General features: G+C 73.3%; 26 protein-coding genes. 10 read left to right on the top strand and 16 right to left on the bottom strand.

All coding sequences use genetic code 11. From position 1 onward, the window contains the following. Positions 1-49: 49 nt before the first annotated feature. Positions 50-1,501 carry a GTPase HflX gene (gene hflX / locus ACQPZO_RS08160; RefSeq protein ID WP_433348465.1) on the bottom strand — a complete coding sequence of 484 codons (1,452 nt, stop codon included), beginning with the start codon at positions 1,499-1,501 and terminating at the stop codon, positions 50-52. A gap of 206 nt (positions 1,502-1,707) precedes the next feature. On the opposite strand from hflX, the gene ACQPZO_RS08155 reads away from it, so the two are divergent. Beyond that, positions 1,708-3,174: an NAD-dependent malic enzyme gene (locus ACQPZO_RS08155; RefSeq protein ID WP_396673374.1), complete on the top strand. Its 1,467-nt coding sequence runs from the start codon at positions 1,708-1,710 to the stop codon at positions 3,172-3,174. Positions 3,175-3,247: 73 nt separating this feature from the next. Here the strand turns inward: ACQPZO_RS08155 and dapF are convergent, their stop codons facing one another. The 3 genes from dapF to ACQPZO_RS08140 are packed head-to-tail and all read right to left on the bottom strand — an operon-like array spanning position 3,248 to position 5,791. Then, positions 3,248-4,084, bottom strand: a complete 837-nt coding sequence (dapF, locus tag ACQPZO_RS08150; RefSeq protein ID WP_433348462.1) for a diaminopimelate epimerase — start codon at positions 4,082-4,084, stop codon at positions 3,248-3,250. A 7-nt stretch (positions 4,085-4,091) separates the two neighbouring features. After that, positions 4,092-5,033, bottom strand: a complete 942-nt coding sequence (gene miaA, locus ACQPZO_RS08145; protein ID WP_433350870.1) for a tRNA (adenosine(37)-N6)-dimethylallyltransferase MiaA — start codon at positions 5,031-5,033, stop codon at positions 4,092-4,094. Further along, entirely contained in the window at positions 5,018-5,791 is a 774-nt protein-coding gene (locus tag ACQPZO_RS08140; protein ID WP_433348460.1) for a class III extradiol dioxygenase subunit B-like domain-containing protein, read from the bottom strand. The genes miaA and ACQPZO_RS08140 overlap by 16 nt, the downstream gene beginning before the upstream one ends. A gap of 149 nt (positions 5,792-5,940) precedes the next feature. On the opposite strand from ACQPZO_RS08140, the gene ACQPZO_RS08135 reads away from it, so the two are divergent. Further along, positions 5,941-7,149 carry a DUF349 domain-containing protein gene (locus ACQPZO_RS08135; RefSeq protein ID WP_433348458.1) on the top strand — a complete coding sequence of 403 codons (1,209 nt, stop codon included), beginning with the start codon at positions 5,941-5,943 and terminating at the stop codon, positions 7,147-7,149. Positions 7,150-7,472: 323 nt separating this feature from the next. Here the strand turns inward: ACQPZO_RS08135 and miaB are convergent, their stop codons facing one another. Beyond that, positions 7,473-9,077: a tRNA (N6-isopentenyl adenosine(37)-C2)-methylthiotransferase MiaB gene (gene miaB, locus ACQPZO_RS08130; RefSeq protein WP_433348456.1), complete on the bottom strand. Its 1,605-nt coding sequence runs from the start codon at positions 9,075-9,077 to the stop codon at positions 7,473-7,475. 51 nt (positions 9,078-9,128) lie between these two features. Between miaB and ACQPZO_RS08125 the strand changes: the two genes are divergently transcribed. Beyond that, positions 9,129-9,362, top strand: coding sequence for a DUF2277 family protein (locus ACQPZO_RS08125; protein WP_387016254.1), 234 nt, complete (start codon positions 9,129-9,131; stop codon positions 9,360-9,362). A 160-nt stretch (positions 9,363-9,522) separates the two neighbouring features. Here the strand turns inward: ACQPZO_RS08125 and ACQPZO_RS08120 are convergent, their stop codons facing one another. Both ACQPZO_RS08120 and selD read right to left on the bottom strand, forming a co-directional pair. Next, complete coding sequence (locus ACQPZO_RS08120; protein ID WP_433348453.1) at positions 9,523-10,002, bottom strand: hypothetical protein; 480 nt, start codon at positions 10,000-10,002, stop codon at positions 9,523-9,525. Positions 10,003-10,269: 267 nt separating this feature from the next. Beyond that, entirely contained in the window at positions 10,270-11,259 is a 990-nt protein-coding gene (selD, locus tag ACQPZO_RS08115; RefSeq protein ID WP_433348451.1) for a selenide, water dikinase SelD, read from the bottom strand. A gap of 196 nt (positions 11,260-11,455) precedes the next feature. Here selD and ACQPZO_RS08110 point away from each other — a divergent pair, with 196 nt between their 5' ends. Genes ACQPZO_RS08110 through ACQPZO_RS08095 form a run of 4 tightly spaced genes read left to right on the top strand, consistent with a single transcriptional unit; the run spans position 11,456 to position 14,859 of the window. Beyond that, positions 11,456-12,211 (top strand): amino acid ABC transporter ATP-binding protein, encoded by a 756-nt coding sequence (locus ACQPZO_RS08110; protein ID WP_433348449.1) that lies wholly within the window; start codon positions 11,456-11,458, stop codon positions 12,209-12,211. Between the two features lie 58 nt (positions 12,212-12,269). After that, positions 12,270-13,148, top strand: coding sequence for a glutamate ABC transporter substrate-binding protein (locus ACQPZO_RS08105; protein WP_433348447.1), 879 nt, complete (start codon positions 12,270-12,272; stop codon positions 13,146-13,148). A 41-nt stretch (positions 13,149-13,189) separates the two neighbouring features. Beyond that, complete coding sequence (locus tag ACQPZO_RS08100; RefSeq protein WP_433348445.1) at positions 13,190-13,897, top strand: amino acid ABC transporter permease; 708 nt, start codon at positions 13,190-13,192, stop codon at positions 13,895-13,897. Continuing rightward, entirely contained in the window at positions 13,894-14,859 is a 966-nt protein-coding gene (locus ACQPZO_RS08095) for an amino acid ABC transporter permease (protein ID WP_433348443.1), read from the top strand. Before ACQPZO_RS08100 ends, ACQPZO_RS08095 begins: the two co-directional genes overlap by 4 nt. A gap of 60 nt (positions 14,860-14,919) precedes the next feature. Here ACQPZO_RS08095 and rny read toward each other — a convergent pair whose 3' ends face one another. Continuing rightward, a complete protein-coding gene (rny, locus tag ACQPZO_RS08090) occupies positions 14,920-16,686 on the bottom strand; it encodes a ribonuclease Y (RefSeq protein ID WP_433348441.1) in 1,767 nt (588 codons plus the stop codon). A 244-nt stretch (positions 16,687-16,930) separates the two neighbouring features. On the opposite strand from rny, the gene ACQPZO_RS08085 reads away from it, so the two are divergent. After that, positions 16,931-17,083, top strand: a complete 153-nt coding sequence (locus tag ACQPZO_RS08085; RefSeq protein ID WP_433348439.1) for a hypothetical protein — start codon at positions 16,931-16,933, stop codon at positions 17,081-17,083. A gap of 168 nt (positions 17,084-17,251) precedes the next feature. Here the strand turns inward: ACQPZO_RS08085 and ACQPZO_RS08080 are convergent, their stop codons facing one another. The 7 genes from ACQPZO_RS08080 to ACQPZO_RS08050 all read right to left on the bottom strand — a co-directional run bounded on the left by ACQPZO_RS08080 (position 17,252) and on the right by ACQPZO_RS08050 (position 23,459). Further along, on the bottom strand, positions 17,252-17,464 hold the full coding sequence (locus tag ACQPZO_RS08080; RefSeq protein ID WP_433348437.1) for a 3-keto-5-aminohexanoate cleavage protein: 213 nt from the start codon (positions 17,462-17,464) through the stop codon (positions 17,252-17,254). Between the two features lie 67 nt (positions 17,465-17,531). Beyond that, positions 17,532-18,227 carry a regulatory protein RecX gene (locus ACQPZO_RS08075; RefSeq protein WP_433348435.1) on the bottom strand — a complete coding sequence of 232 codons (696 nt, stop codon included), beginning with the start codon at positions 18,225-18,227 and terminating at the stop codon, positions 17,532-17,534. Between the two features lie 14 nt (positions 18,228-18,241). Further along, the gene (gene recA / locus ACQPZO_RS08070) at positions 18,242-19,288 is read right to left on the bottom strand and encodes a recombinase RecA (protein WP_433348433.1); all 1,047 of its coding nucleotides are present in this window, start codon (positions 19,286-19,288) and stop codon (positions 18,242-18,244) included. Between the two features lie 187 nt (positions 19,289-19,475). Continuing rightward, positions 19,476-19,676, bottom strand: a complete 201-nt coding sequence (locus tag ACQPZO_RS08065; RefSeq protein WP_350885271.1) for a DUF3046 domain-containing protein — start codon at positions 19,674-19,676, stop codon at positions 19,476-19,478. Then, positions 19,667-20,986 carry an MFS transporter gene (locus ACQPZO_RS08060; protein ID WP_433348430.1) on the bottom strand — a complete coding sequence of 440 codons (1,320 nt, stop codon included), beginning with the start codon at positions 20,984-20,986 and terminating at the stop codon, positions 19,667-19,669. Before ACQPZO_RS08060 ends, ACQPZO_RS08065 begins: the two co-directional genes overlap by 10 nt. Before the next feature lie 338 nt (positions 20,987-21,324). Further along, a complete protein-coding gene (locus ACQPZO_RS08055) occupies positions 21,325-22,026 on the bottom strand; it encodes a UdgX family uracil-DNA binding protein (protein WP_433348428.1) in 702 nt (233 codons plus the stop codon). Between the two features lie 77 nt (positions 22,027-22,103). After that, positions 22,104-23,459: an aminotransferase class I/II-fold pyridoxal phosphate-dependent enzyme gene (locus tag ACQPZO_RS08050; protein WP_433348426.1), complete on the bottom strand. Its 1,356-nt coding sequence runs from the start codon at positions 23,457-23,459 to the stop codon at positions 22,104-22,106. Positions 23,460-23,497: 38 nt separating this feature from the next. Here ACQPZO_RS08050 and ACQPZO_RS08045 point away from each other — a divergent pair, with 38 nt between their 5' ends. Next, positions 23,498-24,742: a bifunctional pyridoxamine 5'-phosphate oxidase family protein/GNAT family N-acetyltransferase gene (locus tag ACQPZO_RS08045; protein WP_433348424.1), complete on the top strand. Its 1,245-nt coding sequence runs from the start codon at positions 23,498-23,500 to the stop codon at positions 24,740-24,742. Continuing rightward, the gene (leuE, locus tag ACQPZO_RS08040; RefSeq protein ID WP_433350868.1) at positions 24,739-25,407 is read left to right on the top strand and encodes a leucine efflux protein LeuE; all 669 of its coding nucleotides are present in this window, start codon (positions 24,739-24,741) and stop codon (positions 25,405-25,407) included. The genes ACQPZO_RS08045 and leuE overlap by 4 nt, the downstream gene beginning before the upstream one ends. A 34-nt stretch (positions 25,408-25,441) precedes the next feature. Here leuE and ACQPZO_RS08035 read toward each other — a convergent pair whose 3' ends face one another. Further along, positions 25,442-26,371 carry a sporulation protein gene (locus ACQPZO_RS08035; RefSeq protein ID WP_433348422.1) on the bottom strand — a complete coding sequence of 310 codons (930 nt, stop codon included), beginning with the start codon at positions 26,369-26,371 and terminating at the stop codon, positions 25,442-25,444. Positions 26,372-26,442: the final 71 nt, after the last annotated feature.

Raw genomic sequence — 26,442 nt, 5'->3', positions numbered from 1 at the left:
GACGGAGGCGCCGCGATCCCCGGGGCCGGCGTACCGGCCCCGGGGTCACTCAGCGGGTGGGGACGGCGACGGGTGCCTCCACTGCGGCGTACGGGGTGAGCTCGGCGGCGAGCGCCTCACCGACCCGCACGTGCAGCAGCGTGCCCTCGGGCAGGTGGGCGGCGCTGAGCACCTCGCCCTGCCGGTGCACCCGGGCCACCAGGTCACCCCGGTCGTACGGGAGCACCGCGCGGACCTCCACCGCCGGGCTGGGCAGCCGTTCCTCGATGGCCGCCCGAACCTCGTCGATCCCCCGCCCCGAGCGGGCCGAGGCGAAGACGGCGTCCGGCCAGAGCCGCTTGAGCCGCAGCAGGGTGTCCTCGTCGGCCGCGTCGGTCTTGTTGATCACCAGCAGCTCGGGCAGCCGGTCGGCACCCACCTCGGCGAGCACCTCGCGGACCGCCCGGACCTGCTCCTCCGGGTCCGGGTGGGCGCCGTCGACGACGTGCACCACCAGGTCGGACTCGGCGACCTCCTCCAGGGTCGAGCGGAACGCCTCGACGATCTGGTGCGGCAGGTGCCGGACGAAGCCGACGGTGTCGGAGAGGGTGTAGATCCGGCCGTCGGGGGCGGTGGTCTTGCGGGTGGTCGGGTCCAGGGTGGCGAACAGCGCGTTCTCCACCAGCACTCCGGCCCCCGTCAGCCGGTTGAGCAGGCTTGACTTGCCGGCGTTGGTGTAGCCGGCGATCGCCACGGCCGGTACGGCGTTGCGGGAGCGGCGGGAGCGCTTGGTCTGGCGTACCGTCTTCATGGCCTTGATTTCCCGGCGCAGCCGGGAGATGCGGTGCCGGATGCGACGCCGGTCGGTTTCCAGCTTGGTCTCACCGGGACCGCGCACACCCACGCCGCCGCCCGCGCCGCCGCCGCGACCGGAGCCACCGGTCTGCCGGGACAGCGTCTCGCCCCAACCGCGCAGCCGAGGCAGCAGGTATTCGAGCTGGGCCAGCTCGACCTGCGCCCGGCCCTCCTTGCTCTTGGCGTGCTGGGCGAAGATGTCCAGGATCAGCGCGGTGCGGTCGACCACCTTGACCTTGGTGCGTTGCTCCAGGTTGCGGAGCTGGGACGGGGACAGCTCACCGTCGCAGATCACCGTGTCGGCGCCGGAGGAAAGCACCATCGACCCGAGGTCGTCGACCTTGCCCCGGCCGATGTACGTCGCCGGGTCGGGGCGGTTGCGGCGCTGGATCAGCCCCTCCAGCACCTGCGAGCCGGCCGTCTCGGCCAGCGCCGCCAGCTCGGTGAGGGAGTTCTCGGCATCGGTCTGGCTGCCCTCGGTCCATACTCCGACGAGGACGACCCGCTCCAGCCGGAGCTGGCGGTACTCGACCTCGGTGACGTCGGTGAGCTCGGTGGAGAGGCCAGGGACCCGCCGCAGCGCCTGCCGCTCCGACAGCTCGAACCCCCCGGTGGTGGCGTCGATTTCGTCGTCTGAGAGGGGTACGTAGGTCTCCTGGTCGCGCAAGTGCGCCTCCCTGTCCGTTCTGTAGCGAAGCGACGGCTTTCCGTCGCGTACGAGCAATCCTGACATGTGACAACGTCGAACGCACCTGCTATATGCCCGTTGCATGGACCACCAAAAGTGGGGGCGAATGCGACGCGACCGGTGCGGGCGAGTAGAAATGCGGGGCGACATACGACCGGCCGATCAGCGTTGACGGAGGCATTCCCGTGGCCATCACCCGACTTCCGAGTGCCGGGTTCTCGATCACCATCCGGATCGCCGTGCCCGCGGACGCCTCCTCGATCGGCCGGCTGACCACCTCCGTCGGCGAGGCCGGGGCGATCGTCACCGCGCTGGACGTGGTCGACTCCGACCCGACCCACGTGCTCGTCGACCTGACCTGCGACACCGCCGACGCCGGCCACGCCGACCAGGTGGTCGACGCGCTCACCGCGCTCGACGGGGTGGACGTCCGCAAGGTCTCCGACCGCACGTTCCTGTTGCACCTCGGCGGCAAGATCGAGGTCAGCTCGAAGGTGGCGCTGCGCAACCGTGACGAGCTGTCCCGGGCGTACACCCCGGGGGTGGCCCGGGTCTGCATGGCGATCGCCGAGAACCCGGCGGACGCCCGCCGGTTGACCATCAAGCGCAACACGGTCGCGGTGGTCAGCGACGGCTCGGCCGTGCTCGGCCTGGGCAATCTCGGGCCGGCCGCGTCGCTGCCCGTGATGGAGGGCAAGGCGGCGCTGTTCAAGCGCTTCGGCGGGGTGGACGCCTGGCCGGTGGTGCTGGACACCCAGGACACCGACGAGATCGTGGCGATCGTCAAGGCGATCGCGCCCGCGTACGGCGGGATCAACCTGGAGGACATCGCCGCGCCGCGCTGCTTCGAGATCGAGGCCCGGCTGCGCGAGCTGCTCGACATCCCGGTCTTCCACGACGACCAGCACGGCACCGCGATCTGCGTGCTGGCCGCGCTGACCAACGCGCTGCGCGTGGTGGGCAAGCAGCTCGCGGACGTCCGGGTGGTCGTCTCCGGCGCCGGCGCGGCCGGCACCGCGATCATGAAGCTGCTGCTCCGCCAGGGCGTCGGCGACATCATCGCGTGCGACCGGCAGGGCGCCCTGCACCCCGGCCTGAGCGGGCTCAACCCGGCCTGGCAGTGGCTGGCCGAGAACACCAACAAGGAGAACTACTCCGGCGACCTGCCCGGGGCGGTGCGCGGCGCGGACGTGTTCATCGGCGTCAGCGCGCCGAACCTGCTCACCGGCGACGACATCGCCACCATGGCCAAGGACTCGATCGTCTTCGCGCTGGCCAACCCGGACCCTGAGGTCGACCCCCGGGAGGCGCGCAAACACGCCGCCGTGGTGGCCACCGGCCGCTCCGACCAGCCGAACCAGATCAACAACGTGCTCGCCTTCCCGGGCGTGTTCCGGGGCATGCTGGACGCGCACGCCGAGGAGTTCACCGAGGAGATGGCGATCGCCGCCGCCCGGGCGATCGCGGACGTGGTCGGTGAGGAGAAGATCAACCCGACGGTCATCGTCCCCAGCGTCTTCGACTCCCGGGTCGCCCCGGCGGTTGCCGCCGCCGTCCGCGCCGCCGCCCAGTCCCCGGCCCCGCCTCCCGCCGCCGACCCGGGCCCCGCCGACCTCCCGGAGATCGCCGCCACCGCCAGCGCCACCCCCTGACCCGGTTCGATCAGGAGGTTTGCGTCAGCCGGGTTGCCGGATCTGACCCGAACCTCTTGATCGGCCCGGGCTTCTATCCGGGGAGGGTGACTGTGCCGGTGGCGATCAGGAGGGCTGGGCCGGCGAGCCAACAGGAGTCGTCCGTCACCGTGACCGTGAGGCGGCCGCCGGGGACGTCGACCGTCGCCGTGCCGGTGTCCCGGCCGGCGTCGCGCAGGGCGACCGCGGCGACCGCGCACGCGCCGGTGCCGCAGGACAGCGTCTCGGCGGATCCCCGCTCGTAGACCCGCATGAGCACGTGGACGTCGGTGCCGCCGACGGGGTCGCCCGGCGCGGTGAACTCGACGTTCACCCCGGAGGGGAAGACCCCGGCGTCGAACACCGGCGCCCGGGTCAGGTCCAGACCGGCCAGGTCCAGGCCGCCGGGGAGGACGCAGACCAGGTGCGGGTTGCCGACGTCCACAGCGGTGCCCGGCAGGGTCAGCCCGCCCAGGGCGGCGGTCGCCACGTCGTACAGCCGGGGGCGGCGCATCTCGACCGAGACCGTGTCGCCCTCGACCAGCGCGCGCACGACGCCGGCCCGGGTGGCCACCGGCAGCGCCGCGCCGGACGGCGTGGCCAGCCCGGTCTCCAGCAGGTAGCGGACGAAGACCCGGGCGCCGTTGCCGCACATCTCGGCGACCGACCCGTCGGCGTTGCGGTAGTCCATGAACCACTCGGCGTCGCCGGCCAGGGCCGCGCCCTCGGGGTGCTTGGCGGCCCGCACCACCCGCAGGACGCCGTCCGCGCCGAGGCCCCGCCGCCGGTCGCACAGCGCGGCGACCATCCCCGGGGTCAGGTCGAGCGCGCCGTCCGGGTCGGGAAGGATGACGAAGTCGTTGCCGGTGCCGTGCCCCTTGGTGAACTCCACACCCCCATCATCGCGCAGCGGCGGGGACGAGACGCAGGGCGTCGGCAACCAGGCCCGGCGCTGCGGAGTCCAGCCAGTGGATCCGGGGATCGCGGCGGAACCAGGAGCGCTGTCGGCGGACGAACCGGCGGGTGGCCCGAACCGTCTCGTCGTGCGCCCCGCTCTCGGTCAGCTCCCCGGCGAGCAGCCGCAGCACCTGCTGGTAGCCGAGCGCCCGGCTGGCCGTGCGGCCCTCGCGCAGGCCGCACCCGACCAGGGCCCGGGTCTCGGCGACCAGACCGTCGGCCCACATCCGGTCCACCCGCAGGGCTATCCGCTCGTCCAGCGCCGTGGTGTCCAGGTCCACCCCGAGCTGCACAGACGGGTAGTACGGGGTGGGTTCGGGCAGGGCCGCGGTGAACGGCGCCCCGGTCAGCTCGATCACCTCCAGGGCGCGGACGATCCGCCGGCCGTTGCCGGGCAGGATGCCCCCGGCCGCGGCCGGGTCCGCCGCGCGCAGCCGCGCGTACAGGGGGGCCGGGCCGGCCTCGACCAGCTCCGCCTCCAGCCGCTCCCGCACGACCGGGTCGGTGCCGGGGAACTCGAACCGCTCCAGCACCGCCCGCACGTACAGGCCGGAGCCGCCGACCAGCAGCGGCACCCGGCCCCGGGCCAGGACGTCGTCGACCGCCGCGCGGGCCAGCCGCTGGTACTCGGCGGCGCTGGCCGGCTCGGTCACCTCCCAGATGTCGAGCAGGTGGTGCGGCACGCCCTCCCGCTCGGCCGGGGTGAGCTTCGCGGTGCCGATGTCCATGCCCCGGTAGAGCTGCATCGAGTCGGCGTTGACCACCTCGCCGCCCAGGGCCTGCGCGAGGGCGATGCTCAGCGCGGACTTCCCGGCGGCGGTCGGCCCGACCACCGCCACCACAGTGCCGGGCGGGACGCCGCCCGCGCTCACGCCGGCTCCCAGTTGGCCACGAGGTAGGCGACGCCGTAAGGCGCCTCGTGGTGGCCCAGTTCGCCGCGCCAGTCACCGCCCGCCGCGCGGACCGCGCCGGCCAGCACCTGCCAGGGGGCCCGGCCGGCGGCGCTCAGCTCCGCCGACAGCGCCGGGTCGAGGCCGAGCAGGGCCTCGGCGTCGGCGTCGGCCAGGGCCCGGGCCACCCCGTCGTCGTACGCCTGCGCGCGCGGGTCGTCGTAGCCGGGCGCCTTCGTCCCGCGGCACGCCGATCCGTCCCCCAGCACCAGCAGCGCCACCCGGTGGTCCGCCGCCGCCCCGACCAGTTCGGCGCCGACCCGGACGCACTCCTGCGGGGGCGCGTCGGCGGCGATCGCGTGCGCGAACCGGGGCAGCCCGGTGCCGGAGCGGCCGAGGAGCCACGCGCCGATCGTCAGGCTCAGCGGGAGGCGCTCACCCCCCGCGCAGTTGACCCGCCACAGCCGCACCTGCCTGTCCACCCCGTACGCCCGCAGCGAGCCGTAGTCGGCGGACCGGAACGACAGGGTCGCCGGACCGGCGCCGACCAGCACGATCGCGTCCGGCCCGGCGGCGAGCAGCCGGGCCACGGACGCGGCGCAGGCGGCGCGGAGTTCGTCCAGCTCGCCGGCAGCGGCGCCGGCCACTTCCGGCACGAGCAGAGGCGGATGGGGGCAGACGGCGGCGGCGACCAGAGGCACCCGTTCACCGTAGCCGGACCCTCCGGTGCGTCCCCGCGCCGATCCGGTCATCCGGCGCTAGGACACCGTATGGTCACGGTCGACGACAGGCGCTCGACGCGGACGGGGGCGGACCTGTGACAATGCCGGGAGTAACTTGCTGCGCCGTGGCGGCGATCGCGGGCTCGTCCCGTCGACGCCGGGAGATCGAGGATGGGCACATGAGCGACTGGACGGCCTTCGGACGGGTGGACGCGGACGGCACCGTGTACGTCAAGACCGCCGAGGGCGAGCGGGTGGTCGGATCCTGGCAGGCGGGAGCCCCTGAGGAGGGGCTGGCCCATTTCGCCCGCCGCTTCGCGGACCTGGTCACCGAGGTGAACCTGACCGAGGCACGGCTCAACTCGGGCGCGGCTGACGCCGGCGGATCGCTGGCCACCATCCGGCGGATCCGCGCCTCGCTCGCCGAGGCGCATGTCGTCGGCGACATCGACGCGCTGGTCGCACGGCTGGACAAGCTCGCCGTCGTCGCCGAGGAGAAGGCCGGCGAGGCCCGCGCCGCCAAGGACGCGGCCCGGGTCGAGGCGTTGGCCCGCAAGACCGCTCTGGTGGAGGAGGCGGAGAAGCTGGCCGCCGAGTCGACCGGCTGGAAGACCGCCGGCGACCGGCTCAAGGAGATCCTCGACGAGTGGAAGACCGTCCGCGGGGTCGACAAGAAGGCCGACGGTGAGCTGTGGAAGCGCTTCGCCGCCGCGCGGGACGCCTTCACCCGCCGCCGGGGCGCCCACTTCGCCACCCTGGACGCTGAGCGCAAGCAGGCGCAGCAGGTCAAGGAGGAGCTGGTCGCCGAGGCGGACAAGCTGAAGGAGTCCACCGACTGGGCGGCCACGGCCAACCAGCTCAAGGACCTGATGACCCAGTGGAAGGCGGCCCCGCGCGCCTCCAAGGAGGCCGAGCAGAAGCTCTGGGAACGGTTCCGGGCGGCCCAGGACGCCTTCTTCACCCGGCGCAGCGAGGTCTTCTCGGCCCGGGACGACGAGCAGCGGGGCAACCTGGAGCGCAAGCAGGCGCTGATCGCCGAGGCGGAGGCGCTGAACATCGACAGCGACCCGAAGGGCGCCCAGGCCAAGCTGCGGGACATCCAGGCGCAGTGGCACGAGGCCGGCCGGGTTCCTCGGGAGGCGGCTGCCGGGCTGGAGCGCCGGCTGCGCGCGATCGACGACAAGGTCCGCGAGGTGATGGACTCCGCGTGGCGGCGGACCACCAAGGAGGACAACCCGCTGCTGACCCAGATGCGGGTGCAGGTCGCCGAGGCCGAGGAGCGGTTGGCCCGGGCCCAGGCCGCCGGGGACGCCCGGCGGGTCAAGGATGCCGAGCAGGCGCTCGCCTCGAAGCGCCAGTTCCTCCAGCTCGCCGAGCAGGCCGGCTGAGCCCAGCAACTCCGGGAGCCCCCGGTCCCACCACGGGACCGAGGGCTCCCGTCTGTCCGCGCCCTCGCCGCCCCGGGCCCGACGCCCGGCGACCCTTCCGGGCAGCTCCGGGCCGGGCACCCTGGTCGCCCGGAACAACCACCTCGCGGGCTCCGGCAGCGGCCAGACCGGCGGCAGCGTGAAGAGCATCCCGTACTCGTACACCCTCGACAGCGCGAGCAGCGTCAAGTCGATCGTGACGGGCGGCGCGGGGGCCGGCAAGATCTCGGTCTGACCGTCGGAAGGCTGGTCGGGGCCCGCCCGTGCGGCGGGCCCCGATCGCGTCAGTGGGCGGCGCAGCCGGTCGTCGGCGCGGGGGCCGCGGCCGGCGCGCCGATCGTGGGCAGGCCGAGCAACACCCCGGGGGTACGCGGGGAGCGGCCCGCCTCGGCGGCGTCGCCGGCCCGGGTGCGGCGGTGCGACAGCGGCTCGCCGTCCGCGTTGAGGTGGTGCGGGGCGGCGTACGTGACCGTGGTGTGCACGATGTCCCCGGGACGGATCCGCCCGGCGAGGGCCCCCGCGCCGCCCGGCTGGCCGTTCGCTCCGGCTGCACCCGTCGCACCGAGCTGGCCGTTCGCTCCGGCCACGCCCGTCGCGAAGTGCACGAGGCGGCCGTCGCGGGCCCGGCCGGACATCCGGCCGGTGCGCTCGTCCTTGCGTCCCTCGCCGACGGCGACCAGCACCTCGAGGGTCTCCCCGACCAGCCGCTTGTTCTCCGCCCAGGTGATCTCCTCGACCGTGGCGATCAGCCGTTCGTACCGCTCCTGGACCACCTGCTTGGGGATCTGGCCGTCCATCGTCGCGGCCGGGGTGCCGGGGCGCTTGGAGTACTGGAAGGTGAACGCCGAGGAGAACCGGGACTCGCGGACCACGTCCAGGGTGCGCTGGAAGTCCGCCTCGGTCTCGCCGGGGAAGCCGACGATGATGTCGGTGGTGATCGCCGCGTGCGGCATCGCCGCCCGGACCTTGGAGATGATCCCCAGGTACTTCTCCGACCGGTACGACCGCCGCATCGCCTTCAGCACGTCGTCAGAGCCGGACTGCAACGGCATGTGCAGCGAGGGGCAGACGTTCGGGGTCTCGGCCATCGCGGCGATCACGTCGTCGGTGAAGTCCTTCGGGTGCGGGCTGGTGAACCGGACCCGCTCCAGCCCGTCGATGTCCCCGCAGGCCCGCAGCAGCTCGGCAAAAGCCGACTGGCCGCCGCCGCGCTTCCAGTTCGGCTCGCCGGCGTCGCCGAACGCGACGCCGTAGGAGTTGACGTTCTGCCCGAGCAGGGTCACCTCCAGCACGCCCTCGTCGACCAGGGCGCGGACCTCGGAGAGGATGTCGCCGGGGCGACGGTCCTTCTCCTTGCCGCGCAGGGAGGGCACGATGCAGAACGTGCACGTGTTGTTGCAGCCCACCGAGATCGACACCCAGCCGGCGTACGTCGACTCGCGCCGTGTCGGCAGCGTCGAGGGGAAGACGTCGAGGGATTCGAGGATCTCCACCTCGGCGGTGGCGTTGTGCCGGGCCCGCTCCAGCAGCACCGGCAGCGAGCCGATGTTGTGCGTGCCGAACACCACGTCCACCCAGGGGGCCTTGCGGACGATGTCGCCGCGGTCCTTCTGGGCGAGGCAGCCGCCGACGGCGATCTGCATTCCCGGATGCTTGTCCTTCACGGGGCGCAGATGACCCAGGTTGCCGTAGAGCCGGTTGTCGGCGTTCTCCCGGACGGCGCAGGTGTTGAACACCACCACGTCCGGGTTGTCGTCGGCCTCGGCGGCACGCAGGTAACCGGCCTGTTCCAGCAGGCCGGAGATGCGCTCGGAGTCGTGCACGTTCATCTGGCAGCCGTACGTGCGCACCTGGTAGGTGCGCGGGCTGCCCGCCGCTGCGGTAGTCATGACCCGGACAGCGTATCCGGGCGAGCCGATCAACTCGAACGAGGAGGAGCCGTGTGCCGAAGCATCAAGACCTTGCGTGAGCCGTACGTGCCGGAGGTGACCCGGGCCGACGTCGAGGCGGCGGCGTTGCAGTACGTCCGGAAGATCTCCGGGTTCCGGGCGCCGGCCGCGCACAACGCGGCGGCGTTCGACGCGGCGGTGGCCGCCGTCGCCGAGGCCACCGCGACCCTGCTGGACCAGCTGGTGGTCCGCGGCGGGAGCCAGCAGCCGGCCGCCGGGGGCTGAGCCGGCCTGGTCCCGCCCTGGGCGGACCACGCCGCGCCGTCGCCGGGGGCCGGGGGCCGGCTGCGATGCCGGTCTCCCGGCCGTCCGGCCGGCGCTGACGCCGAGGGCCGGGGCCGGCTGCGATGCCGGTCTCCCGGCCGTCGGCGCCGGGCCACCCCGGTCAGGCGGCGGCCAGGGCCGGGACGACCGAGTCCGGGGCCCACCTGGAGCGGTGGCACCGGGACCAGCCCCGGCAGCCGGGGTTGGCCAGCGTGCAGAGGCGCTGGTTGCCCAGCACCTCGCCGTCGTCGGTCTCGGCGACGTCGAAGTGCACCGGGCGGATCGTGCCGTCGGGCGCGACCAGCAGGTGCCGGCCGGCGTCGAGGGTGTCGTCGCGCAGCAGGCAGTTACGGCCGAGCAGCCGGGCCAGCGCGGCGATGCCGGGAAGCTCGGGCAGGTTCTCGGGCACCCCGTAACAGTCCACGATCGTGCCGAACTCCCCTGGCGCCTGCCAGACGTCGCAGATCACCGCGTACGTGGGCAGCCGGGCGGGGTCGGCCACCGCGAGCGGCATCACCACCCGCCCCAGGGCCTCGGCCAACGCCGGGTAGACCTCCACCGGGGGTACCCCGTCGATTCTCCAGTTCCACAGCTCGGTCATGCCGCCTCCTCGCTGCGTTCGTCCCACCGGCCTCCGGATCGGGCCTTAATGACGATGGTGGGGGGCATATGACCTCAGCCGGGCGCAAGTTACCGGTCTGTGACCATTCCGGGCAAAATTTCCTGACCTGCCGTTGCGGAGAGTGGCGGGAAGATGACAGTTTATCGGGTATGGTGGCTGTCCGACACCCGACACCCGCCCCGGGTCAACGACCACGGCCCGGCTCTGCGCGGCCCGGCTCTGCGCGGCCCGGCGCTACAGCCCCACTTAGCGCACCACGACGAGGTGCTCGCCGCGCGGCAGCAGCTCGCCGACCACCGTGGCCCCCGGGATCTCACCGGCGACCAGCAGCCCACCCGAGGTCTGGGCGTCGGCCAGCAGCAGCCGCTCCGCCTCGCCGGCCGCGCCGAAGTCGGTCCACGAGGTGACCCAGTCCAGGTTGCGGCGGGTGCCGCCGCTGACGTACCCGTCGCGGACGGCCTCCCGCGCGCCCGGCAGGTACGGCACCCGGGCCGCGTCGATCGCCACCGTGAGCCGGCTGGCCCGGGCCAGCTTCGAGGCGTGCCCGAGCAGCCCGAACCCGGTCACGTCGGTGCCGCAGCGGACCCCGGCGGCGACCGCCGCGCGGGCGGCGTCCCGGTTCAGCGCCGCCATCGAGGCGACCGCCTCGGCGAACCACTCCCCGGTGGCCTTGTGCCGGGTGTTGAGCACCCCCACGCCGAGCGGCTTGGTCAGCGACAACGGCAGCCCGGCCCGCCCGGCGTCCAGCGTGATCAGCTCCTCCGGCCGGACCACACCGGTGACCGCGAGGCCGTACTTCGGGCCGTCGTCGTCGACGCTGTGCCCGCCGGACAGGTGACAGCCGGCCTTCCGGGCCACGTCCTGGCCGCCGCGCAGCACCTCCCCGGCCAGCTCGATCGGCAGCCGCTCCCGGGGCCAGCAGAGCAGGTTGAGCGCGACGAGCGGCGTGCCGCCCATGGCGTACACGTCGGAAAGCGCGTTCGCGGCGGCGATGCGGCCCCAGTCGTAGGCGTCGTCGACGACCGGGGTGAAGAAGTCGGCCGTGGTGACCAGGCCGGTGCGCTCGTCGAGGCGGACCACCGCGGCGTCGTCGCCGTGGTCGAGGCCGACCAGCAGCTCGGCCGTACCGCTGGCGGGGCCGAGGCCGGCGACCAGCGTCTCCAGCTCGCCGGGCGGGATCTTGCACGCGCACCCACCACCGCGGGCGTATTCGGTCAGGCGTACCGGTTCGGTCATCCCCTCATGGTCTCCGAGTGGGGGTGGACCTCGCCACCCGGCCGGCCGTCCGGCCCCGGAATTCGGACTCCCGGAGCGGATCGTTACCGGTGTTACCGCACCGTGACCAGACGAGTTGCGTTCCGCCATCTCGGCCCGCCTACAGTGGCCGGACCGGGGGTCATCCGACTCCCTGGCGTACACGACGACAGGGACGGTGGACGACGTGACGACGGGCGAACCGCTCATCGTGCTCGACTCGGTCAACAAGTGGTTCGGGCCGCTGCACGTGCTGGACGACGTCTCGCTCTCCGTCGGCAAGGGCGAGGTGGTCGTGGTGATCGGCCCGTCCGGCTCCGGGAAGTCGACCCTCTGCCGCACGATCAACCGGCTGGAGCCGATCAGCTCCGGCACCATCACCTTCGACGGCCAGCCGTTGCCGGCCGAAGGGAAGGCGCTGGCGAAGCTGCGCAGCGAGGTCGGCATGGTGTTCCAGTCGTTCAACCTCTTCGCGCACAAGACCATCCTGGAGAACGTCACCCTGGGTCCCGTCAAGGTTCGCAAGGAGAAGGCGGCGAGCGCACGCGAGCGCGGGCTGGCCCTGCTGGACCGGGTGGGCATCGCCAACCAGGCCGACAAGTTCCCCGCCCAGCTCTCCGGCGGCCAACAGCAGCGGGTGGCGATCGCCCGAGCGCTGGCCATGCAGCCCAAGGCGATGCTCTTCGACGAGCCGACCAGCGCACTGGACCCGGAGATGGTGGGCGAGGTGCTGGACGTGATGACCTCGCTGGCCCGCGAGGGCATGACCATGGTCGTGGTCACCCACGAGATGGGCTTCGCCCGGCACGCGGCCAACCGGGTCATCTTCATGGCCGACGGCCAACTCGTGGAGGACGCGCCCCCGGCCGAGTTCTTCGCCAACCCGCGCAGCGAGCGGGCCAGGGACTTCCTCTCCAAGATTCTCACCCACTAGGCGTCCGTACCTGGAGCGCGCCGCCGCCCGGCGGGTTCCGATCGAGAAGGAGAAACACATGCGTATCACGCGCGTAGCGGCGCTCGCGGCGGCCGCCACCCTGGCACTCGGCATCACCGCCTGCGGTGACAACGACGCCGAGGAGAGCGCCGGATCCGGCAGCAAGTCCTTCGCCGCCGGCAGCACGATGGAGCGCCTCAACAAGGCCCAGTCCATCAAGATCGGCACGAAGTTCGACCAGCCCGGCTTCGGCCAGAAGGGCCTGTCGGGCAAGCCGGAAGGCTTCGACGTCGAGGTTGCGAAGATCATCGTCAAGGAGCTGGGCATCCCCGAGGACAAGATCGAGTGGGTTGAGGCCCCCTCGAAGGTCCGCGAGGATGTGATCGTGAACGGCACGGTCGACCTGGTCGCCGCGACTTACACCATCAACGACAAGCGCAAGGAGCGCATCGCGTTCGCCGGGCCGTACTACGAGGCCGGCCAGAACATCATGGTGAAGAAGGACGACGCCGCGATCACCGGCCCGGACTCGTTCAAGGACGGCGCCAAGAAGGTCTGCTCGGTCACCGGCTCCACCCCGGCCGAGGAGATCAAGAAGCACGTCAAGGACGTCGCCACCCAGCTGGTGCTCTTCGACACCTACGACAAGTGCCGCGACGCCCTCAAGGGCGGCCAGGTCGACGCCGTCACCACGGACAACGTGATCCTGCTCGGCTACATCGCCAAGGACGAGGCCTCGTTCAAGCTGGCCGGGGACAACTTCACCAAGGAGCCCTACGGCCTCGGGGTGAAGAAGGAGGACACCGCCTTCCGCAACTTCGTCAACGACACGCTGGAGAAGGCGTTCGCCGACGGCAGCTGGAAGAAGGCCTGGGACGGCACCGCCGGCAAGTTCGGTGCCGAGCTGGGCTCCGCCCCGACCGTCAACCGCTACTGAACTGATTCGTTGATCTGGAGGGTGGGGAGGAAGACCGACCCGTGAATGTGCTCATCGACAAGTTCGACGTCTTCGCGGGTGGTTTCTGGCTCACCCTCCAGATCTGCGTACTCGCCGCGATCGGCGCCCTGATCCTGGGCGCCGTCGTAGCGGTACTGCGGATCTCCCCGGTGCCGCCGCTGCGGGCGCTCGGCACCGGCTACGTCAACGTTTTCCGGAACATGCCGCTGACCGTGGTGATGTTCTTCGCCGCGTTCGCCCTGCCTGCGCTCGGCTCCAACGCGGACTTCCTGCGCATCCCCGGCGTGGACATGCTGTTCAGCCGGCTCGACACGGACCTACCGTACTTCCGCTTCGCGCTGATCGCGCTGGTGCTCTACACCGCGGCGTTCGTCTGCGAGGCACTGCGCTCCGGGGTAAACGCCGTCTCCGCCGGCCAGGCGGAGGCCGCCCGGTCACTGGGCCTCACCTTCGGCCAGAACCTGCGGTACGTGGTGCTGCCGCAGTCCTGGAAGGCCTCCGTGGTGCCACTCGGCTCAGTGATCATCGCGATGATCAAGAACTCGGCCCTGATCGGCTTCTTCGGCGTGGTCGGTGATCTGTCGCAGACCGCCGATCAACTGACCTCGGCCGAGGGTTACGCCTTCGTCCCTGTCGCCATCGGCATCTCGATCGGATATCTGATCATGACGATCCCCCTCGGCGCGCTCCTCGACCGGATCGAGAAGCGGCAGGCGGTGGCCCGATGAGCCAACAGAGCGTGCTCTACGACATCCCCGGCCCCCGGCAGCGCCGGATGACCCTGGTCGGCAGCGTGCTGGCGACGGTGCTGCTGCTCGTCGGCGCGTACTTCCTGGTCTACAAGCCGCTGGACGCCAAGGGCCAGTTCTCGATGGAACTGTGGGGGCCGCTGATCGACCCCTCCAACGAGAACTTCTCGCTGGTGTGGGACCGGATCGGCCTCGGCTTCAAGAACACGCTGACCGCCGCCGCCCTGGCGATCGTCGCCTCACTGGTGGTCGGCACCCTGCTCGCGGTGCTGCGGATCCAGCTCAAGAGCCTGACCCGCCGCCGGTTCACCGGCCTCGCCGCGCCGCTGGCGTACCTGCTGCGCGGGCTGAGCGTGCTGCTGTCGGCGGTCACCCGGGTCTGCGTCGAGGTGTTCCGGGGCCTGCCCGTGGTCATCACGATCTTCTTCGTGGCCCGCGGCTTCCCCGAGTTCGGCGTCTCGTTCGACGCGCTGTGGTACCTGGTCATCGGCCTGGCCATCTACAACTCGGTGGTGATCGCCGAGATCCTCCGCTCCGGCATGGAGGGCCTGCCCGGCGGGCAGGCAGAGGCCGCCTCCGCGATCGGCCTCTCCCCGTCGCAGACCACCCGGATGATCCTGCTGCCGCAGGCGTTCCGGATCATGCTGCCGGCGCTGATCAGCCAGCTCGTCGTGGTGCTCAAGGACACCTCGCTCGGCTTCATCATCAGCTACGAGGAGACCCTGAACATCGGCAAGCAGATCATCGGCGTGCTGGAGAACCCGATCCAGGTCTACGTCGTGATCGCGGTGCTGTTCATCCTGGTGAACTACTCGCTGTCGAAGCTGGCCCAGTACGTCCAGCGGCGGCTCTCCCGGGGCCGCAAGACCGCCGGCATCCCGGCCCAGAACCCGCCACCGGCGGCGCTCGCTTCGCAGTCCGAGGGCGCCGGCGGCGCCTGATCCCGCGGACGATGAAGGGCCGGCCCGACGAATCGGGCCGGCCCTTCGCGTTGCGTCGGGTCAGCGGGCGATCTCGGTGACCCGGGACTCGCGCACCACGGTCACCCGGATCTGACCCGGGTAGGTCAGCTCCTCCTCGATCTGCTTGGCCACGTCCCGGGCCAGCACCGCCGCGCCGATGTCGTCGACGTCGTCGGGCTTGACCATCACCCGGATCTCCCGGCCCGCCTGCATGGCGAAGACCTTCTCCACGCCGATCTTCCCGGCCGCGATCTCTTCGATCCGCTCCAGCCGCTTGACGTACGCCTCCAGGCTCTCCCGCCGCGCCCCCGGCCGGCCACCGGAGCAGGCGTCGGAAGCCTGGGTGAGGACGGCCTCGATGGTCTGCGGCGGCACCTCGTTGTGGTGCGCCTCGATGGCGTGGACGACGTCCTCGCTCTCGCCGTACTTGCGGGCCAGGTCGGCGCCGATGATGGCGTGGCTGCCCTCCACCTCGTGGGTGAGCGCCTTGCCGATGTCGTGCAGGAACGCCGACCGCTTGATCGTCGGCACGTCCAGCCGCAGCTCGGCAGCCATGATCCCGGCGATGTGCGCGGTCTCCACCAGGTGCTTGAGCACGTTCTGCCCGTACGAGGTTCGGTAGCGCAGCCGGCCGAGCAGGGTGACCATCTCGTCGTGGATCTCGGTGATGCCGACCTCGACGAGGGCGTCCTCGGCGGCGCGGCGGCAGAGCTGCTCGACCTCCTGCCGGGCCAGGTCGTAGACCTCCTCGATCCGGTGCGGGTGGATCCGGCCGTCGAGGACCAGCTTCTCCAGGGTGACCCGGCCGACCTCGCGCCGCACCGGGTCGAAGCAGGAGAGCAGCACCGCCTCAGGGGTGTCGTCGATGATCAGGTTGACCCCGGTGACCGACTCGAAGGCGCGGATGTTGCGCCCCTCCCGGCCGATGATCCGCCCCTTCATCTCGTCCCCGGGCAGGTGCAGGACGCTGACCACGCTCTCCGCGGTCTGTTCGCTGGCGATCCGCTGGATGGCGTCCACGACGATGTGCCGGGCGCGCTGATCGGCCGTGCTGCGGGCGTCCGACTCGATGTCCCGAACCAGCAGCGCGGCCTCCCGCTTGGCCTGCGTCTCGATCGCCTCGATCAGCTCCGTGCGGGCGGCGTCGACGGTCAGCCCGGCGACGCGCTCCAGCTCCCGCCGGGCCTGCTCCTCCGCCTCGGTCAGGGCCCGTTCCCGCTCGACCAGCGCGGACTCCCGGACGGCCAGGGCTGCGCTGGCGGCGGTGAGCTGCCGCTCCCGGCCGGCGAACCGCTCCACCTCCTCGGTGTGCAACCGCTCCCGCTCGTCCATCCGGGCGGCCCGCCGCTCCACCTCGGCGGCCTGTTCCCGGGTGGTCGAGGCGAGCACCGCCACCTCGCGTTCGCCGCTGCGCCGGGCCGCCGTGCGCAGTTGCTCGGCGTCCGCCTCGGCCTGCTTGTGGGCCCGCTCCAGGACGGTGTCCGCCTCCGCGCGGGCGCCGTCGAGCACCCGCCCGGCCTCGGAGCGGGCCGCCTTCGCCTCGGCCTTCGCGGCGGCGGCCTCGGCGCGCGCCGCCGCGGCTGCGGACTTGGCCACGTCGATGGTGCTGTTCACCTCGTCGGCGGCGGTGCGTAGCGCGGCCAGGGACTGTTCCTGGCGGTCCTTCTCGGCGACGAAGGCCGGGTCCTCGGGGCGGGGGGCGGTGCTGATCCGGCGCATCGTGCGCAGCCCCACCAGCACCGCGCCGACGACCACGACGGCCAGCACCAGCACCACGGCGAGGATGAGGGCATCGAAGGCGTTCACGACCACACCGCCACGTCGACGCGGGCCGAAACGAGCCGACGGGCCTGGCCACCGCCGGCCGTCGGTGCGTCGCGACCGACGGCCGTCCTGTCGGGACCACCGGTGTACCTGTGCCACCCCGCCATGGCCGCCTCCCCTGAACGTCGGCGCCGCAGTGCTCGTGCCACTGGGCACGCGCGCTGCGGCTCTGAGACGCCCGACCTGAGCGGCTGGCCATGGGTAGCTCTCACCACCGGCGGTGCCCGTGGGCATCGTCGGCAGCCGGGTGCAGTTGTCGCACCAGCTCTGGTCCGGCCTGTCGGAGCTGGCACCGCAGGCCGGCGAGCCGGCCAAAGTGATGCTGTTCTGTTACGCGATCTATGTTGTGCGCTTAGCCTGCGCTGGTCGGGCAATGTGAGCCTGTATGGCGAGGCTAGGTCTCCGGGGGCCGTCTGGTCAAGGACTCATGATCAAACCCCTCGAACGGAGCGAAGTTAAGGGGTCACCGAACGCCAATCCGACGCCGGACACCGCCGGACAAAGGTGGCGTGGCGCGCCCGCCGTCGGGGCATCGGCGCTGCTCGGCTCAGCGGACTCCTCCCGCGAGGGCCGCGTCGACCAGCGCGGCATTGTCGGCGGCCGGCGCGCCGCCCGGCAGCACGAAGGTGTCCTCCAGCCCGATCCTGGTGTCGAGCCCGCGACCGACAGCCTCGGCGAGCATCGGCCACACCGCCGGGCCCTCGGCGTGCAACAGCACCGGCGGGCCACCGCCGCCTTCCCGCCACACCCCGCCGATCACGGCTTGACGAACCCCGCAGGGACACCCGCCGCCTCCACCGGACATCCCACACGGCCGGCCGTGCCGGTCAGTCGAGGCTGCGGCTGTCCCGGTCGACGTCGCCCTCCGCGTCGGCGAGCGCGTCGGCGTCGATCCGGTCGGCGAACTCGGCCGCCTCGGCGCTCTGCGCGGCGAGCGCGTCCTTCACCGCCCGGATCGCCACGCCGGGCGGGTAGCCCTTGCGGGCGAGCATGCCGACGAGCCGGCGGAACACCGCGTCCGGCTCGCCCCGGGCCGTGCGCAGCTTCCGTTCGACCAGCACCCGGGCCGTCTCGGCCTCGGTCTCCTCGTCCAGCTCGCCGAGCGCCTCGGTGGCCACCTCGCCGTCCACGCCGCGCCGGCGCAGCTCGTTGGCGAGCGCCCGGCGGGCCAGCCCCCGGCCGGCGTGCCGGCTGGACACCCAGGCCCGGGCGAAGGCCGCGTCGTCGATGATGCCGACCTCGTCGTACCGGTCGAGCACTCCGGCGGAAACCTCCTCGGAGATCCCCCGCTTGGCGAGCGCGGCGGCCAGCTCGGCGCGGGTGCGCGGGCGCAGGGCGAGCTGGCGCAGGCAGATCTCCCGCGCCACCTCGGCCTCGTCCCGGGGCGGGGCCTGTCCGCCGGCCTCCGGGTCGGTCGCCGGATCGGGGCGGCCACGCCGGGGACGGGGCGGAGTGTCGGCGTCGCCCGACCGGGACGGGCTGGCATCCCAGCCCCGCCCCGCCCGGGCGCGTCGTCCTGCCACTGGTCAGCTACCGGTCAGAAGTCGACCGGCGGCAGCTCCGGGCCGCCGGCGGCGTCGCCCGCGCCGACCCCGACGCCGAGCTTCTCCAGGATCTTCTTCTCGATCTCGGCCGCCACGTCCGGATTTTCCTTGAGGAACTCCCGGGCCTTCTCCTTGCCCTGGCCGAGCTGGTCGCCGTCGTACGTGTACCAGGCGCCGGACTTGCGGATGATCGCCTGCTCCACGCCCACGTCGATGAGCGAGCCCTCGCGGGAGATGCCCTTGCCGTACATGATGTCGAACTCGGCCTGCTTGAACGGCGCGGCGACCTTGTTCTTCACGACCTTGCACCGGGTGCGGTTACCGACCACGTCGGTGCCGTCCTTGAGGCTCTCGATGCGGCGTACGTCGAGCCGGACCGAGGCGTAGAACTTCAGCGCCCGGCCGCCGGTGGTGGTCTCCGGGCTGCCGAACATCACGCCGATCTTCTCGCGGAGCTGGTTGATGAAGATCGCCGTGGTGCCGGTGTTGTTGAGCACGCCGGTGATCTTCCGCAGCGCCTGGCTCATCAGCCGGGCCTGGAGGCCCACGTGGCTGTCGCCCATCTCGCCCTCGATCTCGGCGCGCGGCACCAGGGCCGCCACCGAGTCGATCACGATGATGTCGATCGCGCCGGAGCGGACCAGCATGTCCACGATCTCCAGCGCCTGCTCACCGGTGTCCGGCTGGGAGACCAGCAGGGAATCGGTGTCGACGCCGAGGGCCTTCGCGTAGTCCGGGTCGAGCGCGTGCTCGGCGTCGACGAAGGCGGCGATGCCGCCGGCCCGCTGGGCGTTGGCCACCGCGTGCAGGGCCACCGTCGTCTTACCGCTGGATTCCGGGCCGTAGATCTCGACGACCCGGCCGCGGGGCAGGCCGCCCACGCCGAGCGCCACGTCGAGCGCGATGGAACCGGTTGGGATGACCGAGGTCTGGACAACCGGCCGCTCCCCCAGCCGCATCACCGAGCCCTTGCCGAACTGCTTGTCGATCTGGGCGAGAGCAAGGTCGAGCGCCTTCTCCCGGTCGGGCCCTGCCGCCATGTTTGCCACCCCTGCCTTCGCCGGCGTCTTTGCTGCTGAGCTTCTCGTCACGCGGACACGCTAGGCGCTGGGTCCGACAGAACACCAGCCGACCGGCCGTGAGCTGTGGACGAGCACCCCGCTGTGGACAATAGCCGAACAGGTGTACGACTCGGCAAGCGACACGCAGAGCGGAAGAAATGGCTGCTCAGCGTAGCCGCGCAGGCACCCGGTCGGGGTACGCGGCGACCACCGCCCGCCACACCACGTGGGTCTGCTCACCCGATCTCAGCGCCTGCTCGATGGTCCGCCCGCCGAGCTGGGACAGCACCTGGTCCGAGGCGATGCTGGCCGCGTAGCCCCGCCCGAACACCTCCTCCAGCCGGGTCCAGAAGTCGGTCAGCCGCACTGTCGGTCCTCCTCGTCCGGCGCCGGTACGGACGCCGGACGCAACGCTAGCGCCAGCAGGGGCACCGTCGCGATCGCCGCCAGCAGGGTGAGCGTCGGATAGCCGGCCACCTGCATGACGAACCCGCTCAGCGCGCCGGCGGCGGCCCCGGCCAGGCCCATCGTCAGGTCGGAGAGCCCCTGCACGCTGGGCCGCACGGCAGTGGGCACCGATTCCGACAGCAGGGTGGAGCCGGCTACCATCGTCCCGGACCAGCCCAGCCCGAGCAGGACCAGGCCGACCGAGAGCCCCGCCGTGTGGTGCCCGGAGACGCCCGCCACCGCGCAGGCCGCCAGCAGCACCGCCAGGCCGCCGAGGATCACCGGGCGTCGGCCGAGCCGGTCGGTGAGCCAGCCGACCACCGGGGACAGCGCGTACATGCCGGCGATGTGCAGGCTGAGCACGACCCCGACCACCCCGAGCACGGCGGCGTCGGAGTGGTACTCGCCGAGGCGTACCGGGGTCATCGACATCACCGCGACCATCACCAGGTGGCCGACCGCGACGGCGGCGATGCCCAGCCGGGCCGCCGGCCGCGCGCGGACCACCCGCCAGGCCACCCGCATGCCCGCCCCGCGCCGGCCGGTCGCCGCCGGATCCCCGGCCGCCTCGGGGGCCTCGGCCGCCGCGAGCCGGCGCGCGGTGAGCAGCGGATCCGGCCGCAACAGCACCAGCAGTACGCCGGCGGCGAGCGTGAACGCCACGGCGCTGAACGCGAACGGGCCGGCCAGCGGCGGCAGGCCCCAGCCCCGGGTGGTCCGGTCGGCCAACGCGGCGAAGTTCGGCGCGGCCACCGCCCCGACCGTGGTGGCCCAGACGACCACGGAGAGCTGGCGGCCCCGGCGGGCCGGCTCGGCGAGATCGACGGCCGTGTAGCGGGCCTGGAGGTTGGCGGCCGTGCCGCCGCCGAACAGCAGCATGCCGAGGAAGAGCAGGGGCACCTGGCGGGTCACCGCGGCGAGCACCACCAGCACGCCCCCGGCGGCCCCGACCAGGTACGCGGTGACCAGGCCGGGTCTGCGGCCGTATCCCGTCATGATCCGGGTGACCGGGACGGCGAGCAGCGCGCCGCCCACCACCCCGGCGCTCTGCGCCAGGCCGGCGACCGCCGTGCCGGCGATCCGGGCGGCGAGCAGTGCCCCGACCGTGACGCCGATGGTGACGCCGACGCCCCCGATGATCTGGGTCACGAAGAGCAGCCGCACCGTCCGGCGCTGGATCGGGGCGACGTCGATCCGGCTCGGGGCCGGCGCGGTGAGGTCGGTGGCCATCGGGACTCCTCGGGAAGGGCGGTGGGCTCCCGGGTAAGGGGCGGTGGGCTGCCCCATCCTTGCGCAGCCCGGCCCCCACCGGCACCCGGGTCTGCCACAGGCCGAACTTCCGATCGCCGTCACCAGGTAGCCGGGGCAGAAGCCGGCCGGCACCGCTCACGCTGGGCGGCGGCGTACGGGCCGGCACCGCTCACGCCCCAGCGGCCACCAGCCGCCGCGTCAGCCGGCGGGCCCGGATGGACAGCAGGCCCGATCTTGGACAGTTACCGGCCCCCGAGGACGACAACTGTCCAGGATCGACCCGGGAGAGCCGCCTGGGTGGGCGGGCGGGTTGTTGATCAGGCGGAGAGGGCGCCGGCGGCGATGGTGAGGTCGGCGACCAGGCCGGCGTACGCGATGTCCTGGTCGTCGGCGCGCAGCACGGCCGACGGGTGGATGGTGGCCAGCAGCCGGGCCGCCGGGGCGTCGGCCACCTTCCCGGCGGAGTCGACCGGCACCCGGGCGAAGTCCTCCGGGTGCTGGGCCGAGGCCGGCCACGGCATCAGCGCGCCCCGCTGCCGGGTGACCCGGAACGCGGGGCCGAGCAGCGCCTTCGCGGCGGTCGCGCCGAGCACCACCACGACGTCCGGGCTCAGCCGGGCGAACTCGGCCACCAGCCAGGGCCGGCAGGCGGTGACGTGCACCTGGTCCGGGGTCTGGTGGATGCGCCGCCTGCCGCGTAGCTCGAAGCGGAAGTGCTTGACGGAGTTCGTCAGGTAGAGCTGGCTCGGGTCGAGCCCGGCGTCGTCGACCGCCCGGCGCAGCAGCCGGCCAGCCGGCCCGACGAACGGCAGCCCCTTCTGGTCCTCCAGGTCGCCGGGCTGCTCGCCGACCAGCACCACCCGGGCGCCCTCGCCGCCGCGGCCGAAAACGGTCTGGGTGGCGTCCCGGTACAGCTCGCAGCCCCGGCAGCCGCTCGCGGCGAGGCGCAGCTCGTCGATGGTGTCGGCCTGCGGCGGGATGAACCGCTGCGCCCCGGGCGGGGTCTCGGTCTCGGACATGACGATCTTCCTACCCGGCCCCCACCCGCTCAAGCGAACACCCCGGCCCGGCGTGTCCCTACCCCCACCCGGCGCGGTTAGGCGGTGAAGCCGGGTGGGGGGGCGGGGTGGGCGGCGGCTGCCAGCGCGTCGGCCAGCGCCGGGATGTCGGTGGCGGCGAGCGAGTCGGCGGCGGCGAGCGAGCTGACCGTGATCCGCAGCCCGGGCTCGGCGGCGATCCGGAACAGCCCGCCCGGGGCGACCGCCCAGCCCGCGTCGCGCAGCGCGGTGACGGCGCTGGTCTCGTCCGGCACGGGGAGCCATACGTTGATTCCGGTACGGCCGTAGCCGGTCAGGCCTCGGGCGGCCAGGGCGGCGAGCAGGTCGCCCCGGCGGCGTTCGTAGCTCTCGCCGGCCCGGTCCACCAGCGCGGCGGTGGCCGGATCGCGCCAGAGCGCCAGCACGAGGCGTTGCAGCACGGTGGAGACCCAGCCGGCGCCGACCCGGGCCCGGCCGACGACCCGGGCCACTGTGGCCTCGTCGCCGGCCAGCACCGCGAGCCGCAGGTCGGGGCCGTACGGCTTGCTGACCGACCGGATGAAGGCCCACGCCGGGGTGGCCCCGGCGAGCGGGTGCAGCGGCACCCGGGCCAGCTCGGCTGCGTGGTCGTCCTCGATCAGCAGCAGGCCGTCGCGGCCGGCGAGCAGGGCGCGCAGCGCGGCGGCCCGGTCGGCGGAGACGGCCGCCCCGGTCGGGTTCTGCGCCCGGCTGGTCACCACCAGGGCCCGCGCCCCGGCGGCCAGGGCGGCCCGCACCCCGGCCTCGACCGGCCCGTCGTCGTCCACCGGGACGCCGATCGCGCGCAGCCCGAGCGCGGCGACCAGGTCCAGCAGGTGGGCCCAGCCCGGGTCCTCCACGGCGACCGCGTCGCCGGGGCGCAGGTGGGCGGCGAGCAGCCGTTCGATGCCGTCGAGCGCGCCCCCGGTCACGGTGACGTCGCCGGCGGGCACCCCGTCGGCGGCGAGCCGCTCCCGGGCCGCGTCGGCCAGCTCGGGCAGGACGCCGACCGAGGCGTACCCGACGGGGACGGTGAACTCGGCGGCGAGGGCGGCCAGGTGCGGGCTGAGCGGCGGGAGCAGCCGGGTGTCGGGCTCACCGCGGGACAGGTCGCGGGCACCGAGGGCGGGGCTCGGCCGCAACGCCCGGCGGGTGGCCACCGGCGGCCGGGGGCGCACCCGGGTGCCGTGCCGGCCAGCGGTGGCGAGCAGGCCGCGCTGGCGCAACTCCTGGTACGCGCGGGCGACCGTGGCCGGGCTGACCGCCAGCTCGGCGGCGAGGGCCCGCACCGGCGGCAGCGCCGCCCCGGCCGGCAGTTCGCCGGATCGGATGCCCGATTCCACGCTGACCGAGATCTCGGCGGCCGTCCCGCCGCTCACCTGATAATGTGCTGACACAATTTCGGCATTGTACTAGCACAAAGGCGGGCTGTCGCATGTACCCACCCACGCCCCGGACCACCGCCACCCGCACCCGCGAACGGATGAGCTACGACCGGGCCGCCGCGCACGCCGTGCTCGACGAGGCGTACCACTGCGTGCTCGGGTTCACCGTGGACGGCGAGCCCCGGCTGCTACCCACCCTGCACGTCCGGATCGGCGACACCCTCTACCTGCACGGCTCGACCGGCAGCCGGCCGCTGCTCGCCGCCCGGGGCGACGGCCTGCCGGTCTGCGTCGCGGTGACCCTGCTCGACGCTCTGGTCTACGCCCGCTCGCAGTTCCACCACAGCGCCAACTACCGGTCGGTGGTCGCGCACGGCACCGCGCACCTGGTCACCGACGCCGGGGAGAAGGCCGCCGCGATGACCGCGCTGGTGGAGAAGGCCGCCGCCGGGCGCAGCGCGGACAGCCGGCCGCCGAGCCGCCGGGAACTCGCCGAGACGGCCGTGCTGGCGCTGCCGCTGCGCGAGGTGTCCGTCCGGTCCCGCGCCGGCGGGGTACGCGAGGACGAGACCGACCTGGACCTGCCGCACTGGGCCGGGGTGCTGCCACTGCGGCTGACCGCCGGGCCGGCCGAGCCGGCCGCCGGGGTGGCCGCGCCGCTGCCGGCGTACCTGCGGGCCGAGCGGTCGCCGTGGCTGGAGCCGGCCACCCTGCGGGGCGCGCACGTCGTGCTCGAACCGCTGGACCTCGCGCACGCCGACGAGCTGCACGCCGCCACCGCCGATCCGGAGGTGTGGCGGCACCTGGGCTGGCCGCAGCCGGCCGATCCGGCCGGGACGGCCGAGCTGATCCGGACGGCGCTCGCGGCCCACCACCGGGGCGAGCGGGTGCCCTGGGTCCAGCGGTGCGCGGTCACCGGGGCGGTGGTCGGCACCACCTCCTTCTACGAGGTCGACCCGGCGCTGCGGACGGTGGCCATCGGGTACACGTACCTGGGTCGGCCCTGGTGGCGGACGGGGATCAACACCGAGGCGAAGCTGCTGCTGCTCACCCGCGCCTTCGAGGAACTGGGCGCGGAGCGGGTGGTGTGGCACACCGACGTGCGCAACGAGCGCTCGCAGCGGGCCATCGAGCGGCTGGGCGCCACCCGGGAGGGGGTGCTGCGCCGGCACCGCATCCGGCACGACGGCTCCTGGCGGGACTCCGTCCAGTATTCGATGATCGCCGACGAGTGGCCGAACGCACAGGCCATGCTGCGGGAATGGGTTTCCGCCGCGCCGGCCCCGGCGCAATGATGTCGGGCGTGCTGGGCATCACCGACATCTGGACGTACGTGCTGGGGACCGTGGCGATCGTGCTGCTCCCCGGCCCCAACTCACTCTTCGTGCTCTCCACCGCCGCCAAACGCGGGGTACGGACCGGCTACCGGGCCGCCGCCGGGGTGTTCCTCGGCGACTCGGTGCTGATGGTCCTCTCCGCCGCCGGGGTGGCGTCGCTGCTCCAGGCGTACCCGCCGCTGTTCCTGGTGGTGAAGTACGTCGGCGCGGCATACCTGGGCTGGGTCGGGCTGGCGATGCTGCGCGGCGCGTTGCGGCGCTGGCGGGACCGCAACGACCCGGCCGCGCCGCGGCTGATCGACGCCGCCGAGCCGGCGGAGCTGCGCAGCCCGTTCCGGCGGGCGCTGGTGATCAGCCTGCTCAACCCGAAGGCGATCCTGTTCTTCATCTCGTTCTTCATCCAGTTCGTCGACCCCGGGTACGCCTGGCCGGCACTGTCGTTCCTGCTGCTCGGGCTGATCGCCCAGGCGACCAGCGTGCTGTACCTGACGATGCTGATCTTCGCGGGGACGTACCTGGCCGCCCAGTTCCGCCAGCGCCGCCGGCTGGCCGCCGGGGCGACCACCGGGGTGGCCGCGCTCTTCCTCGGCTTCAGCGTCAAGCTCGCCACCGCCTCGGTGTAAGAGGGCACGACCCCCGGGGGCGGCGGCGTACGGCTCAGGTGCCGTCGCCGCCGCCCCCGCCCCCGCCGATGCCCGCGCCGCCGGCGGTGCCGCCCAGCCCGTAGCCCGGCCGGACCGGCTGGTCCGGCCGGCGGCTCACGTGCGCCGACTCGCTGATCCGGGCCGACCAGTGACCGTGCGCCGCCGCCGCGGCGTGCCGGTTGATCGCGTGTCGCAGCCAGCCGTCCACCACGGCGACCCAGTCGGCCCGGTCCGCGCCGGCATGCCAGACCCGGAACCGGCTGATGCTCTGGTGGGTGATCCCGGCCAGGGAGAGCCTGCGGTCGGCCCAGAGGATCACCTCCAGGCCGGCGGAGTTGGCCACGAAGATCACCTCCAGCTCGGTGATCGGGCCGGCGTAGAGCGGCGCGACCCACCAGCCGAGCCGCTGGTGCAGCGGCAGCGCCTGCTCCACCCCGGGCAGCCGGGCGGCGACCAGGCCGGCCTGGCGCAGGCTGAACCCGAGCGCGTCCAGGGCGGCGAGGACGTGCTGCTGGGTCGGCAGGGGGTGCACGAAGAGCGGGACCATCGCGCCCTGCTCCAGGTCGACGTCGACCGACGCCTCGGTGCGCAGGCCCATCCGCAGGCTCATCAGCGGCACTCCACCGAAGATCGTGACCGGGGTCTCCCAGGGCAGCGGCAGCGCGAAGTCGACCGCCCGCCGCCGCCCGGCCGGCACCACGAACGCCCCGGCGATCGACACCTGGTGGAACTGCACGAGCCGGCGGGGGGCGCCCGGGTCGTCCGGCTCGACCTGGGTGACCAGGCCGAGCCGGAGCCGCCGGACGGGGACATCGTCGCGACCGGCGTGCAGCGTCACCCGCCCGGGCAGCCGCAACCCGGGGCGGGTGCTCGGATTCGCCAGCGTGGTGTGCACCGCGAGCCCGGTCCGGCCGGACTCCGGCGACACCCCGGTCAGCCGCACGCCGCCCCCTCCGTACCCCCTCGGTGGTGGCACGGCTTTCCCGGTCGGCGGCCGGACAGTCCTGCCGGACC

It is taken from the genome of Micromonospora sp. CA-111912, from assembly GCF_050948415.1.
Lineage (GTDB): Bacteria > Actinomycetota > Actinomycetes > Mycobacteriales > Micromonosporaceae > Micromonospora.
Note: the sequence above shows the minus strand (reverse complement) of the source record. Positions and strands in the feature narration are given on the sequence as shown.